Origin of the sequence: Pantoea hericii (assembly GCF_014155795.1) — a bacterium.
GTDB classification, from domain to species: domain Bacteria; phylum Pseudomonadota; class Gammaproteobacteria; order Enterobacterales; family Enterobacteriaceae; genus Pantoea; species Pantoea eucalypti.
In genome coordinates this window covers 21,365-33,816 of record NZ_SCKV01000010.1, presented here as the reverse complement: position 1 = coordinate 33,816, position 12,452 = coordinate 21,365, and the positions used below count along the sequence as shown (strand labels likewise).

19 protein-coding genes are annotated in these 12,452 nt (G+C 58.3%); 3 read left to right on the top strand and 16 right to left on the bottom strand.

The features are described from left to right. From H7K52_RS18360 to H7K52_RS18340, 5 genes are all read right to left on the bottom strand, one after another. Positions 1-612, bottom strand: a 612-nt coding sequence (locus tag H7K52_RS18360) for a phage tail protein (protein WP_182630330.1), incomplete at its 3' end; no start/stop codon positions are given. Further along, positions 609-1,217, bottom strand: coding sequence for a phage tail protein I (locus tag H7K52_RS18355; RefSeq protein ID WP_182630329.1), 609 nt, complete (start codon positions 1,215-1,217; stop codon positions 609-611). The genes H7K52_RS18355 and H7K52_RS18360, both read right to left, overlap by 4 nt. Beyond that, the gene (locus H7K52_RS18350; RefSeq protein WP_182630328.1) at positions 1,210-2,118 is read right to left on the bottom strand and encodes a baseplate assembly protein; all 909 of its coding nucleotides are present in this window, start codon (positions 2,116-2,118) and stop codon (positions 1,210-1,212) included. The genes H7K52_RS18355 and H7K52_RS18350 overlap by 8 nt, the downstream gene beginning before the upstream one ends. A 4-nt stretch (positions 2,119-2,122) precedes the next feature. Further along, positions 2,123-2,473 (bottom strand): GPW/gp25 family protein, encoded by a 351-nt coding sequence (locus H7K52_RS18345; protein ID WP_182630327.1) that lies wholly within the window; start codon positions 2,471-2,473, stop codon positions 2,123-2,125. Further along, positions 2,470-3,054 (bottom strand): phage baseplate assembly protein V, encoded by a 585-nt coding sequence (locus tag H7K52_RS18340; protein WP_182630326.1) that lies wholly within the window; start codon positions 3,052-3,054, stop codon positions 2,470-2,472. The genes H7K52_RS18345 and H7K52_RS18340 overlap by 4 nt, the downstream gene beginning before the upstream one ends. 86 nt (positions 3,055-3,140) lie before the next feature. On the opposite strand from H7K52_RS18340, the gene H7K52_RS18335 reads away from it, so the two are divergent. Beyond that, a complete protein-coding gene (locus H7K52_RS18335) occupies positions 3,141-3,767 on the top strand; it encodes a hypothetical protein (protein WP_182630325.1) in 627 nt (208 codons plus the stop codon). Between the two features lie 158 nt (positions 3,768-3,925). Here the strand turns inward: H7K52_RS18335 and H7K52_RS18330 are convergent, their stop codons facing one another. From H7K52_RS18330 to H7K52_RS18285, 11 genes are all read right to left on the bottom strand, one after another. Beyond that, positions 3,926-4,372 carry a phage virion morphogenesis protein gene (locus H7K52_RS18330; protein WP_182630324.1) on the bottom strand — a complete coding sequence of 149 codons (447 nt, stop codon included), beginning with the start codon at positions 4,370-4,372 and terminating at the stop codon, positions 3,926-3,928. Further along, positions 4,369-4,836: a phage tail protein gene (locus H7K52_RS18325; RefSeq protein WP_182630323.1), complete on the bottom strand. Its 468-nt coding sequence runs from the start codon at positions 4,834-4,836 to the stop codon at positions 4,369-4,371. The genes H7K52_RS18330 and H7K52_RS18325 overlap by 4 nt, the downstream gene beginning before the upstream one ends. After that, the gene (lysC, locus tag H7K52_RS18880; RefSeq protein WP_259400776.1) at positions 4,769-5,041 is read right to left on the bottom strand and encodes an Rz1-like lysis system protein LysC; all 273 of its coding nucleotides are present in this window, start codon (positions 5,039-5,041) and stop codon (positions 4,769-4,771) included. The genes H7K52_RS18325 and lysC overlap by 68 nt, the downstream gene beginning before the upstream one ends. Beyond that, complete coding sequence (gene lysB / locus H7K52_RS18990; RefSeq protein WP_182630322.1) at positions 4,938-5,360, bottom strand: Rz-like lysis system protein LysB; 423 nt, start codon at positions 5,358-5,360, stop codon at positions 4,938-4,940. Before lysB ends, lysC begins: the two co-directional genes overlap by 104 nt. Continuing rightward, positions 5,357-5,866 (bottom strand): lysozyme, encoded by a 510-nt coding sequence (locus tag H7K52_RS18315; RefSeq protein WP_182630321.1) that lies wholly within the window; start codon positions 5,864-5,866, stop codon positions 5,357-5,359. Before H7K52_RS18315 ends, lysB begins: the two co-directional genes overlap by 4 nt. Continuing rightward, positions 5,850-6,068: an HP1 family phage holin gene (locus tag H7K52_RS18310; protein ID WP_182630320.1), complete on the bottom strand. Its 219-nt coding sequence runs from the start codon at positions 6,066-6,068 to the stop codon at positions 5,850-5,852. The genes H7K52_RS18315 and H7K52_RS18310 overlap by 17 nt, the downstream gene beginning before the upstream one ends. 2 nt (positions 6,069-6,070) lie before the next feature. Beyond that, positions 6,071-6,274, bottom strand: coding sequence for a tail protein X (locus H7K52_RS18305; RefSeq protein ID WP_182630319.1), 204 nt, complete (start codon positions 6,272-6,274; stop codon positions 6,071-6,073). Next, positions 6,274-6,744, bottom strand: coding sequence for a head completion/stabilization protein (locus tag H7K52_RS18300; RefSeq protein WP_182630318.1), 471 nt, complete (start codon positions 6,742-6,744; stop codon positions 6,274-6,276). The genes H7K52_RS18305 and H7K52_RS18300 overlap by 1 nt, the downstream gene beginning before the upstream one ends. Positions 6,745-6,836: 92 nt before the next feature. Further along, positions 6,837-7,505 carry a phage terminase small subunit gene (locus tag H7K52_RS18295; protein WP_182630317.1) on the bottom strand — a complete coding sequence of 223 codons (669 nt, stop codon included), beginning with the start codon at positions 7,503-7,505 and terminating at the stop codon, positions 6,837-6,839. Positions 7,506-7,508: 3 nt separating this feature from the next. Beyond that, a complete protein-coding gene (locus tag H7K52_RS18290; protein ID WP_182630316.1) occupies positions 7,509-8,600 on the bottom strand; it encodes a phage major capsid protein, P2 family in 1,092 nt (363 codons plus the stop codon). Positions 8,601-8,652: 52 nt separating this feature from the next. Beyond that, positions 8,653-9,501 (bottom strand): GPO family capsid scaffolding protein, encoded by an 849-nt coding sequence (locus tag H7K52_RS18285; protein ID WP_182630315.1) that lies wholly within the window; start codon positions 9,499-9,501, stop codon positions 8,653-8,655. Positions 9,502-9,645: 144 nt separating this feature from the next. Here H7K52_RS18285 and H7K52_RS18280 point away from each other — a divergent pair, with 144 nt between their 5' ends. Both H7K52_RS18280 and H7K52_RS18275 read left to right on the top strand, forming a co-directional pair. Beyond that, a complete protein-coding gene (locus H7K52_RS18280; protein ID WP_182630314.1) occupies positions 9,646-11,409 on the top strand; it encodes a terminase ATPase subunit family protein in 1,764 nt (587 codons plus the stop codon). After that, positions 11,409-12,437: a phage portal protein gene (locus H7K52_RS18275; protein WP_182630313.1), complete on the top strand. Its 1,029-nt coding sequence runs from the start codon at positions 11,409-11,411 to the stop codon at positions 12,435-12,437. The genes H7K52_RS18280 and H7K52_RS18275 overlap by 1 nt, the downstream gene beginning before the upstream one ends. The last annotated feature ends 15 nt before the right edge of the window (positions 12,438-12,452 follow it).

Below are 12,452 nucleotides of genomic sequence, written 5' to 3'. Positions count from 1 at the left end.
ACCGAGGTTTTTGAGAACGTCAGCAACCAGCCCGGCGTCTTTGATTTCTGCCAGGGCGCTTGCGATCTGCAGGTACTGGCTGTGTGGGTTTTTAGCATCGGTATGACTTTTCATTACGCTGTCAGCGTAGGCTTTCACCTCGATCACAGCGTCATCAACATACTTGCGCGTCGCCAGCACGACTGACGGATCAATTTTCAGCGTGACGGCGGTTGTGCTGTTCACGATTAAAATCATGCGCACGGTCTGCGTGCGCCCGCTGCCTTCTGCCAGCTGGGGCTTGTAAGTTTCCGGGCAGTTAGCAACGGCAATCAGCACGCCGTCGGCGTCATAGAGGCCAATCTCGCGGATCCAGAAACCGCCCTCGCTTTCGGGGATAATCTGCTCAGCGATAATCTGGCTGCTGTTTGCCGCGTCAACGGTCAGCGAATTAAGCTGCGCGCGGCGCTTCTCGCCGATGAGCTTAGTCTGCGCCGCGTCAGGCGTTGGCAGCGTGCCGCCACCGTCCCCGACCCCCAATGATGTGATATTCACTTTTGTGCCGAGCGCGGCGGCGTTCGCCAGCTTAGCCGCGCCCTGATTGGTCAGCAGGGCAAAATATTTAGTCGTCATGCGCTCACTTCCGTCAGGTCTATAAGATGCACCGCCACGCCGGAATAACCCGGCCCGCCGACGCTGATAAGTTCAGTGGTATAGGGATAAACGGTCAGCTCATCCCCGCTGTAGCTGGCAACGGCAACCGGCAGCGCGCCGTTAGCATCGAGGTTAATCGACAGGCCGATAAGGTGGCGGCTGCAGGGCTTTGCGTCGGCTATCAGGCGCTCCAGCTCGTTATACATTTCCTCCGTGATACCGGTATCGAGTACGCCCACATCCAGCCGGAACGTGCCAGGCGCTTCGCCGGTTTTCCACCACTCAATTATTTTGATGAGATACCCCAGCGGCTCAACGACGCGCCGGATAGCACCTATCGTGCCTTTGTGCCTGTGCACGTACTGCGAGGCGGCAACAACGGCGCGCTTTGTCGATTCCGGCCAGGCTGAATCCCAGCGGTCAACCGACCACGCCCACGCCAGATACGGCAGGAGCGCCACCGGGCAGGCGTACGGGTTCCATAACTGGCGCAGCGGCACGCTCATAGCACCAGGGCTTGCCAGCGCCTCAGCGGCTGCAACCTCAAGCGCTGACGAGCCGGTCGGCAGCAGTCGGTCACTCATCAGAGCCTCCGACAGTCAGCGTGTAGCCCGTGCAGTAAGCGGCCTGTGTTTTGTCGAGCACCACATCTGCAGCAGGTTTAATCAGGTTGACGCGCTGCACGCCCTCAACATGCATGGCGGCATACAGCGCAGACAGGCGAATGTCGCGGCCGAGGCGCTTCTGCGCGCTGACAAACGCGGCGAGCTTTGCCTCAGAGGCGGCGCGGATCGGTTCAGCTTCCGGCCCCGGATAGAGGTACAGCTCGGCTACGATTTCGTATTCAACAATCTTCGCTGACTGCACGCTCACCCGGTCGGCAACCGGGCGCACGTCCTCGTCATTGAGCGCAGCGTTAACCACGGCCAGCAAATCGTCGCCCGCCACGCCACTGCCTTCACGCGCAAGCACAGTCACGGTAACAACGGCGGGCGACGGGCTGATGGCTGATGCATCGGCTACGCGGCCGTCGGCGCTTCTGGCGTGATACTCGTATGCACCGGTCGGCCCGGCCACGCTCAGCCCCTCAAAGGCGGAGGCGATGCGCAGCCGGTAATCGTCGTTGCCTTCCATCACGGCGGCGGTCGGCGGAATGGTTGTATCGTCGGCCGGGGTAATGGTCAGGCGGGTTACGCCATTGTTCGCGCCGAGCTGGTCAAGGTCGCCATCCAGCGCATACGCAACCATAACGGCCTGCGCCGCCTCGTTAATGCGCTGACGCAGGATCAGCTCGCGATAGGCATTTTCCTGCAGCAGCTTAACGATGGGTTCTGATTCAAGCGTCAGCGTGCGGGCGATGGCGTCCTGCTGGTCGGCCGGGTAAAGGGAAATCAGCGTCGCCTTTCGCTCGGCAAGCAGGGTTTCATAGTCCAGCGCCTCCACCACGTCAGGCGCGGGCAGCTGGCTCAGGTCGATAGTTGCCATAGTCTCAGCTCACAGGAACGGTTAAGGAAAAAGGGTGCGCGGTATCAGTGCGGTTGCCGGACAGCTCAACTACCATTGCGCCGTTGATATCCGATTCAAAGCTGATGGCAGTCAGCTTTACGCGCGGCTCCCACTTCAGGATCGCCAGATAGCAGGCCGACATAATCTGCAGGCGCAGCGCCTCGTTTTGCGGCTGGTCAATCAGCGCGGATAAAAGCGAACCATACTCGCGGCGCATCACCCTGGAGCCGATCGGAGTCAGAAAAATGTCGCTAATCGACTGCCGAATATGGTCGAGGTCGGTCAGCGCGCCGCCGGTTTCGCGGTTCAGGCCGATATATTTTGCGGTTGTCATATCGGTTCCCCCGTCTGGCCGCCGCTGTCGCCAGAGTGTTTATGCTTGTGCAGAACCTTGCCGTTTGAGGAAAGGTTGCCGCCGGTATGCGTAACATCGCCTTTCATCGTTCCGCCCTTTGTGACTTCCAGCTGCGCAGTTTTAAGCAGCGTTGAGCATTCCACTTCTGGCGAGTCGAACAGGATTTTTACCGCCGCTTTGATGGTTGCCGTCTGTATGCCGGTTGCGGTCAGTGCGCCGTTTTCCGGCTCGTACTCGATCACCGCGCCGTCAGGAAATGACCAGTGCAGCGCATCGGCCGAGGCCGACGGAGCCGGGTTGTCATCAGAGAAAATACCCGGCAGCACAAAGCCGGTATCGAGTTCGCCGCCGAGGCACAGCACAAGCACCTGCTCACCCACTGACGGCGCATTCCAGGAGCGGGTTTTACCCGCGCGGGCGCTCAGCCAGTGCAGCCAGCCGGTTGTGTTTTTTCCCGTATCGACACGGCACAGCCCGCCGTCCAGATTGACGGCGGACACGGTTCCGATGCGGATCAGGTTGCGCAGCAGGCGCTGAATTTCTGCAAGTTGTTCGTTCATGGGCAGATGATGTAGGCCAGCTTGCCTTATAACAATCTCCCGATGTTGTGCTATCGTTCAGCAAACAAACCAGCAGAAAACTAGTCATGGAAAAGATAAAGAAACTGGAGTTTTACGAAAAACTTTATTATCAGGCAGGTGATATACAGGAAAAGTTACATGCGCGGGTACAGGGTGTTTTTGCTTTCGCCTTGATTATAGCGTCCGCGATTCATTATGTTATTAAAAACTTAATTACCGAGGTTAACTTAATCTTAACTATCGCCGTTATAGTTTTCATGGCTATTAGTGGCTGTTTATTAATATATTCTATATTTCATCTAACTAAAGCTTTCTGGGGGAATAAGTATGCAATTATTACCACCCCGAAAGACTTGGATGAATATTATGACCAGCTTGTAGATGCTAAATATAAACAAGAAGCCTATAATGCCGCATATCCGCAAAGCAAAGTTGATGTTATAGATCCTGAAAAAATGACTGCGGATTTTTATTACGATAAAATGCGTGAGGTTTCTACTGTTAACATGGATATAAATAATAATAGGCAGGAAAACATCCATCTTTCTGTTCAGGGTATGCTTTGGTCTCTTGCACCATTTGCTATAGGGCTTGCATTATTCCTTGCTGCTAATCTTGACTCCTCGGCACCAAGAAATAATCATTCACCTGAAACCAAGTATGTTATCGTTAATAATCCAATCAAGATTTAATTGAGGCATGTATGGCTAAGCAACCGGCTCCTCCTCCGCCAAAGTTACCTGCACCTCCGCCCACTCGCTATGTGCGCGATCACGGCGACAATAAAAATCCGCAGAACCCTAGAAACCCTAATCGGCAGGGGTAAAAAAAACCAGCTTCGGCTGGTTTTTCATTGTATTGCACGAATGATTTCTTCTTCTATTAACTGCAAATCTTCAGCATTTACTCCCAGCAGAGGGCGAGCCTCGTACTGCACCTCTTTACCTTTACGTGATGGCCGGTCGCGCAGCCCGTAATGATGCACGCGGGCCATGCGCTGCACGTTACCCGCAAACTCAATCACGGCTTCATTGGAGCTGGCCTGCGTTTTCATGTACTTAGCCGTGCGCAGCTTTGCGAACATCTCGCGCTTTATCCGGCCCTTTTTGCTGCGCACCGGCTGCGTTTTACGGGGCTTAAACGGCATGCCGTCAGGCGCCTGCTGCCGCTTGATGTTCTGCTGCTGACTCGCACGCAGCTTGCGGCCAATGCTGCGCGCCATTTCTTTACGCGCCGGGGCTGACAGGCTGCTGATAAGCGCCTCCAGCCTGTCGTTTACCAGCTGCAGCCCGCTCATGTCTGCCACTCGCTGACCAGTTCGCCTTTAACGTAAAGCTGCACCGGCCGGGCGTCATTCTCCGGCAACGGGTTCTCGCCGACGTGCGTCACGTGCAGCCCGTCCTCTGCCTGCTTCACGATCACGCGCTCGCTCAGCTGCAGCTCAATGCTGATATCGCTGGCCGTGTCGCTGATAACGTCAGCCTGAAAGGTAAAGCCCGTCCGGCGCTTTTCCTCGGTTGCCATAATGTCGGGCTCATTGGTTCGCAGCCATGCCAGCAGCGGCACGATCAGCAGGTCGATATTACCGGCGTAGTCGGTAATAACCATGTTGAGCCGGTACTGGTATTCAAACGACAGCGAGCTGGCAAGCGTCGAGACGATGCGCCCGCTGTCGATAAACACGTTCAGCGCGTCAGGGTTTCGCTGCAGCTCCGGTACGCTGTCGGTCAGCGCCTGGCGTAATTGTTGTGGTTTCAGCATCGTGTTGTTCCTGGCAGTCTTTGATGATTTCGACCTGCAGCCCGCAGGCGGCGAGTGCGGCCTCAAGCTGGCGATTATCCGCCGCCAGATCGCCCGCCGTTTTAAGGCTGTTTCCCGGCACCGGGCAGCTTGTCACGCGCGGACACCCAATCCAGATAATCTCTGGCGCTGCTGAAGGCCGGGCGGGTGTGCAGCCGGATAACATCGTCAGGCAGAGCAGCAGCAGACCAGTCACGCAGTATCGGATTCGCATCGGTTTCTCTCTGTATGGTCATTTCACGGTTAAGCGCGGCCGTGCTGGCGCGCCCCTGCATCAGCCTCAGTTCGGCCTCACGCTTCTGGCTGGCTCTCGCATCGGCATCCAGCCGGGCTATTGCCCTGTCGCGGCTCTCGATACCTGTTGACAGCGTGCCGATAATGCGCTGCGCGCTGGTCAGGTCGTCTTTGGCTTCTTTCCACTGCCAGCCGGTTACGCCCAGCGCCAGCAGAGCCACGGCCAGAATCAGCGCTATCAGGCGCGTCATGTTGCACCCCGCAGGCAGTAGGCTGTCTCATTCGCGCGGCGGTTTTCCAGCCCGTGATTTCTCACGCCCTTAACGAATACCCAGCGCCGCAGCTCATCACAGGCATCAAGCCAGTGCTGCAGCCTGATGTAACGGGCAAAGGTCGAGCTGCAGGCCGCGCGCACGCCGACGTTAAAGGCGAACGACACGGCCGTGTCATAGACCGGCTGTGGCATATCGCTGCGCATACAGGCATCGATCCCGCGCTCGACGCGCATCACGTCATACACCAGATTCACCGCCGCCTGTCGCTCGCTGATCTGGCTTTGCGGCGTCACGCCCTCTGTGTGACCGATGCCGTTCGTCCAGACTCCGGCGCTGCACTGATAGGGCGAGGTGCGGCACCCCTCAGCGTTGGCGATGAGCGCCAGTCCCGCCTCGGACGTTTTCAGGGTTTTGAACTGTGGCAGCAGCGCGGCAATCGCCAGCACGGCCACCACGGCGCAGCGTTTAACGGTTTGGCTCAAGGCTCACCCCCCGCAGGCGCTGCAGCTCGTAGGTTTTACGGCGGTAATGCCAGTTGATAAAGAACGTCGCCACGTTAGTAATGAGCGTGATAACGGCCACGCCGGAACCGACCATAAAGGCGATATCCTGTGGCGTATGACGCCCGAACCACATCAGGATGAGGCCAATCAGGTAGTTGATCACAGAGCTGATTTTTTCCATTTTCAGTCCCACAGGTTGACGGTTTCACCTGCTGAAGAGTCAGGCAGATCGGGCAGCGTTACCTCACAGCCGTGCGGCAGCACCGGACCGCTTTCGGCAAGGCCCGGATTAGCCGCGTAAACCAGCTCGACGGCCTGCCCGGTTCGCCCGTAATAGCGCTGGCAGATTTCGTCAACGGTATCGCCCTGCTGTGCGTAAATGTTCATCAGAGCAGATCCACAATGCAGCCAGGCTTATCGGCGATTCGGCTGATACTGAATCGCGCGTCGCGCCAGTACTCGTCGGCGCTCGCCTCAATTTCGCCCGCCTTTTTCGTGCCGCTGGCGTCATAGCCGCGATAGCGCTCAACGATGGTGGCGGCGGTCAGCGCGCTGACGGCGGCAAGGTAGGCCGTAACCTTTTCGCTCTCGCCGTCGAGCGATTCGGCAGGCACGTCGGCCAGCATCTTAAAGCCCTCCGCCATCTGCGCGGCGCGCCAGTCGTACAGCTCGGCGTTCACTTCTGAAATCGCCGTCTTCACGGCCAGACGCAGGCGCTGCGCCGTGACCGTTCCCTCATAGCGCAGCGAATCGCGCAGCTGCTGCAGGTCAATGTCAGGCCAGAAAAACGTATTCTTTACCGGCGGCTCGGCAGCGTCTGCCGGTCGCGGGGCGGGGATAACAACCGTGTTATTCATAATCGGCCTTTGAAATAGGTGGGCGGTGGAGGACGGCGCAGACACTGAAAGTGCATTGCCGTCCTGCCGCCCGTGCGCGGGGTCGCGTTCGGTCAGCGGCTGGCGATGGCCTGCTTTTTCATCGCCGTTCCCAGCCGCTCAATGTCTTTTTTGACGCCGCAGCTGTCGTGCAGCTGATGCGCCCTTGCAAGGTGGGTCATCGCCTCCGAAGCCCTGCCCGCATCGCGAAGCACATACCCGGTTATCTTGTGCAGCTTGGCGCGCACCTGATCGGGCATGTCTTCGGACTCCGTCATCGCAATGGTTGCAAGCAGCGGGTCAACATCGACCGGCGCTTTTGCCGTCCAGGCGCGCGTTGCCGCGCTGGCGACTTCCTCGGCCAGCAGATAGGGCAGGCTGGCGCGCTTGAAGCCGTCAGGCGAGACAAGGCCGTGCGTGAGCGCGTACCGGGCAATCTCCAGCGCGCCGGGCACGTCACCCGCATCAAGCCGCCAGATCATGACGGTCATCAGCACGGCATCCTGTGCGCCTTTGCCTTTCTCCAGCACGCCGGACACCCACGGCAGGTACTCAGGCAGCAGCTGACGCTTCATTTCCGCCTTGCGCTCGTTCGAGTGCACTTTCTTCAGGCGGCGCTTGTCGTCGTTGAGCTTGATGAGCATCTGCTCATAGCCGCTGGCGTGACGCAGCGGGTTGTCGGCGTTCTGCGAGGCTTCAATAGCCTGCTGGCGCATGCGGTGACGTCGGGCAGGGCTTAACATGCGTTACGCCTCCGGGTTTACTACTGCCGCTGCTTCCTGCGTTGTGGCTGCAGGTTCAGCGAACACACCGACTTCGATGTTTTCAACCAGGCAACCGGCCGCGTAATCCTCGATCACGTAGTCCTCGTTAATTGACTCGTAGTTTTCGATGCGGTCGCGCTTCGGCACTTCGTCAATCAGGCGGCGGTGCGTGCCTTCCTGCCAGTAAATCGACAGGTTATCGGTGCGGGTAATAAACATCGCGTCGGCCGGGAAGTACGGCACGCGCACCGCTGGCAGACCGCCGATGCGTTTCTGACTGATAATGACGTCAGCGGCCAGCTGCTCGGTATTGGCCTGCGACTGGTTGACGATCGGGAAGTATTTATCAGCCAGCAGCTGACGGCCCACGATAACAACCAGCTCCGGGTCTTCCTGATACCACGGCTCGATCAGGGTGTTGGTGGCATCCATCACCAGCGCGTCGAGGCTGGCATAATCGCCGTTTTTGCCGACGCGGATTTTTTCAGAAACGACAGTGCCGTCTTCCTCGGTGATTTTGCTCATCACGCGCGCCGGTGCATCGTTGCGGTACTTCTGCAGCCAGCCCACGGCCACGTCCTGCAGCATCGGGAACTTCGCACGGTTCGAGGTTTTGGCGCGGGTCACGCCGTTGAAGCCGATCATGATGCGGTCAAGCGCCTGGCGCTTCACGATGGCGTCACGCAGACGGGCCTGAAAATCTTCATAACGCGCCCATAGGTCGAGGGTGTTATAGCGGATATGAAAGTCGTAGTTGACCTGCACACACTCATAGCCCTGCTTATCCAGCGCGGCAAAGTCAGCGGTTTCGCGCTCGTCGCCGCCTGCTGTGTCGGTCACGCTGGCAATCGAGCCGGACACGCCGATCCCGATTTTCTCGCCCTTCATTTCGGACACCGGCACGATGTTGATGCGGGTCAGGAAGTCGGAAGACTCCTGCACGCGGTTCATCAGGGTCTGCGTGACCGTCGGCTCAACGGTAAATTTCTTGTTCATGTCGTCGGTTTCGACGCCGTTCAGCTCGGCGAGGCGGGTCATGAACTGGTTAAACTTAAAGCGGGTATTCTTGCGCATTGGCGTTCCTGTTTATCTCTGTGTTGGGGTTTAACGTTCAGGCAACGCCTGATTAGCAGTCGGTCTGCGCGCCGGACTTCGGATCGCTGCCGGTTGCCGCCGGGCGGCGGTTAAAGCTGCCGTCGGTCTGCGAAAGCTGGCCCTGCAGCGCAGCGAATGCGGCGCGGTCTTCCCCGGCCTGCTGCTCGATGGCCTCCAGACGTGCGGTGACGGATTGCTCCAGCGCCGACAGCTCCTGCGTCTGGCTCTCCGCGTTCAGCTGCACCTGCTCGGCGACGGCCGTTACTGCCGCGCTGACGTCGGCGAACTGTTCGCCATCGGTTTTCTTTTTCGCGGAGAACATCGCCGATATACGCGCCAGCAGGGACGGTGACGGCTCGGCCACTTCCTCAAACTCGATCACGGTTTCCTCAGCGGCGGTAAAGAGGTTGCCTTTGTCCAGCTTGCGGGACGCCAGCGGATTAACTTTGGCCGTGGCGCTGAAGCTCAAAATCTCCGTGCCGAGGCTTGCCGGGTCATCGGTGACGGCCAGGCCGACGAGATAGGCCTCGCCCGTGTCGGCGAACTCCGGGTTAACTTCAATGGAGGTGTAGATTTTCTGGCGCGCTTTGGTCAGCTCGACCAGCTCAGGCGTCGGATCAATCCAGCCGAACAGCGCCAGCTTGCCCTTGAGCGGGCCGTCGCCGATTTCTTCCGCCTCTATGGCGGTCACGTCGCCAAAGCGGCGGAAGGTGCTGTCAGCGGCATAGCCCCGGATGTGCTCCATGTTGATGCGTGCGCCGTACATTTCCGGGCTGTAGTTTTTCGCCATCTGCGAAATCCAGTCGCGGGAAATGACACGGCCGTCAGTGGTTGCGCCTTCAACGGCGATACGAAAACGCTTTGCTTTGATTGCTGCCATTAATCAGGCTCCGGTCAGGTGTTGGGTCGGTTCGGGGCCAGTTTCCCCGTCGCCACCCAATCCCTCAACGAATGCCAGCCCGCTGATGCATCAGCAAACAGGGACAGCAGGCGCGCCATTTTCGGCACCGGTAGCCTTGCCGGTATGAACATGACACCGACAACCATCATCAGCGATCCGCGCCGTCAGGCCGCGCTGCTTTACTGGCAGGGTTATTCCGTGCGCCAGATTGCGGAGACGCTCGGACAGAAAACGCCAACCGTGCAGAGCTGGAAGCTGCGCGACGCGTGGGACAACGTTGCGCCCATCAGTCGCGTTGAATCCAGCATGGAAGCCCGGCTGATTCAGCTCATCATGAAAGAGGTAAAGGGGAATGGTGATTACAAAGAGATAGACGCGCTCGGCCGTCAGATTGAGCGCCTTGCCCGCGTTGAGCGCTACCGCAGCAGCGGCAACGAGGCCGACCTAAACCCCAACGTGCGCAACCGCAACAAAGGCGAGCGCCAGCCGGTTGTTAAAAATGAGTTCAGCGAAGAACAGACGGATAAGCTGACCGGCGTGTTTATGGATAACTGCTTTGAGTATCAGCTCAACTGGCATAAAGCCGGGCTGACTCACCGCATCCGCAATATCCTGAAGTCCCGCCAGATTGGCGCAACGTTCTACTTTGCCCGCGAGGCGCTGATCGATGCGCTGACCACCGGGCGTAATCAGATATTCCTTTCAGCCAGTAAAGCGCAGGCGCACGTCTTTAAAAACTACATCATTGACTTTGCCCGCCAGGCTGACGTTGACCTGAAAGGCGATCCCATTGTGCTGCCGAACGGGGCGCGTCTGATATTCCTCGGCACGAACGTGCGCACCGCGCAGAGCTACACCGGCAACCTCTATCTGGACGAATATTTCTGGATCCCGAAATTCCAGGAGCTGCGCAAAGTCGCCAGCGGCATGTCGCTGCACAAGAAATGGCGCACAACGTACTTTTCCACGCCGTCGGCTCTGTCGCACAGCGCTTATCCGTTCTGGTCAGGCGAGCTGTTTAACAAGGGGCGGCGCAGCAAAGATGATCGCATTGAAATAGACCTGTCGCATTCACACCTGGCGAAGGGCGCGCTGTGCGGTGACGGCCAGTGGCGGCAGATTGTCACGGTTGAGGATGCGCTGACCGGCGGCTGCAACCTGTTCGACATTGACCAGCTGCAGCTTGAATACAGCCCGGCGGAATATCAGAACCTGCTGATGTGTGAGTTTGTCGACGACGAGGCGAGCGTGTTCCCATTCGCCGAGCTGCAGAGCTGCATGATCGACAGTCTGGAAGAGTGGGAAGACTTTAACCCGTACCTGCCGCGCCCGTTTTCATTCCGGCCGGTCTGGATCGGGTATGACCCGTCGCACACCGGCGACAGCGCAGGCTGTGCGGTTATCGCGCCGCCGCTCGTTGCTGGCGGTAAGTTCCGCGTGCTGGAGCGCCACCAGTGGCGGGGCATGGACTTTGCCGCGCAGGCGAAATCTATCGAGGACTTAACGAAAAAATACACCGTGGAATATATCGGCGTGGATGCCACCGGCATAGGGCAGGGGGTTTTTCAGCTGGTACGCCAGTTTTACCCGGCCGCTCGTGAGATCAAATACTCGCCCGAAGTGAAAACGGCAATGGTGCTGAAGGCGAAAGACACCATCAGCAGCGGGCGGCTTGAGTATGACGCCGGGGCGACGGATATCACGCAGTCGTTTATGGCTATCCGCAAAACCATGACGGCCAGCGGCAACCGCTCAACCTATGAGGCGAGCCGCAGCGAAGAGGCCAGCCACGCCGACGTCGCCTGGGCCATCATGCACGCACTGTTAAACGAACCGCTTACCGCAGCCAGCGGCGGCGCTAACCCCTCTATTCTGGAATTTTACTGATGAGCAAACGCAGAGGCCGCAAGGCTTACACCGCCACCGCGCAGCCGGTACAGGCAACCGCACCGCAGCAGCACTCCGAGGCGTTTACCTTTGGCGATCCGACGCCGGTCATGGATAAGCGCGACATTCTGGATTACGCCGAGTGCATCGGTAACGGGCGCTGGTTTGAGCCGCCGGTCAGCTTTAACGGCCTGGCGAAAAGCCTGCGCGCGGCCGTGCATCACAGCTCGCCGATTTATGTGAAGCGCAACATTCTGGCATCAACATTCATCCCGCACCCGATGATGAGTCAGCAGGAGTTCAGCAAGTTTGCGCTGGATTATCTGGTCTTCGGTAACGCCTTTGCCGAGCTGCGCCGTAATGGTCTGGGTAAGCCGCTGCGCCTTGAAACCACTCCGGCCAAATTTACCCGCAGGGGTGTTAAGGATGGCGTTTACTGGTTTGTGAATGACTGGAAGGAGCCGCACGAATTTTCGGCCGGCAGCGTATTTCACCTGCTGGAGCCGGATATCAATCAGGAGCTGTACGGCCTGCCGGAATACCTCAGCGCGCTTAATTCTGCCTGGCTGAATGAGGCGGCTACGCTGTTCCGCCGCAAGTATTATCAAAACGGCGCGCACGCCGGTTATATCCTTTATATGACCGATGCGGCGCAGAGCAGCAGCGACGTTGACCGGATGCGCCAGGCGATGCGCGACACAAAAGGGCTGGGTAACTTCCGCAACCTGTTTATGTACGCACCGAACGGTAAGCCTGACGGCATTAAGATCCTGCCGCTCAGTGAAGTGGCGACGAAAGACGATTTCTTTAACATCAAGAAGGCCAGCCGCGACGACCTGCTAAGCGCACACCGCGTGCCGCCGCAGATGATGGGGATTATCCCGGACAACTCAGGCGGATTCGGGGATGCGGTAAAAGCGTCACAGGTGTTTGTGCGTAACGAACTGACACCACTGCAGGAGCGCTTAAAGGAAATAAATGATTGGATGGAACTAGAGGTGATATCTTTTAAAAACTATGTCCTTTAATAAAGAGCAGGCCAT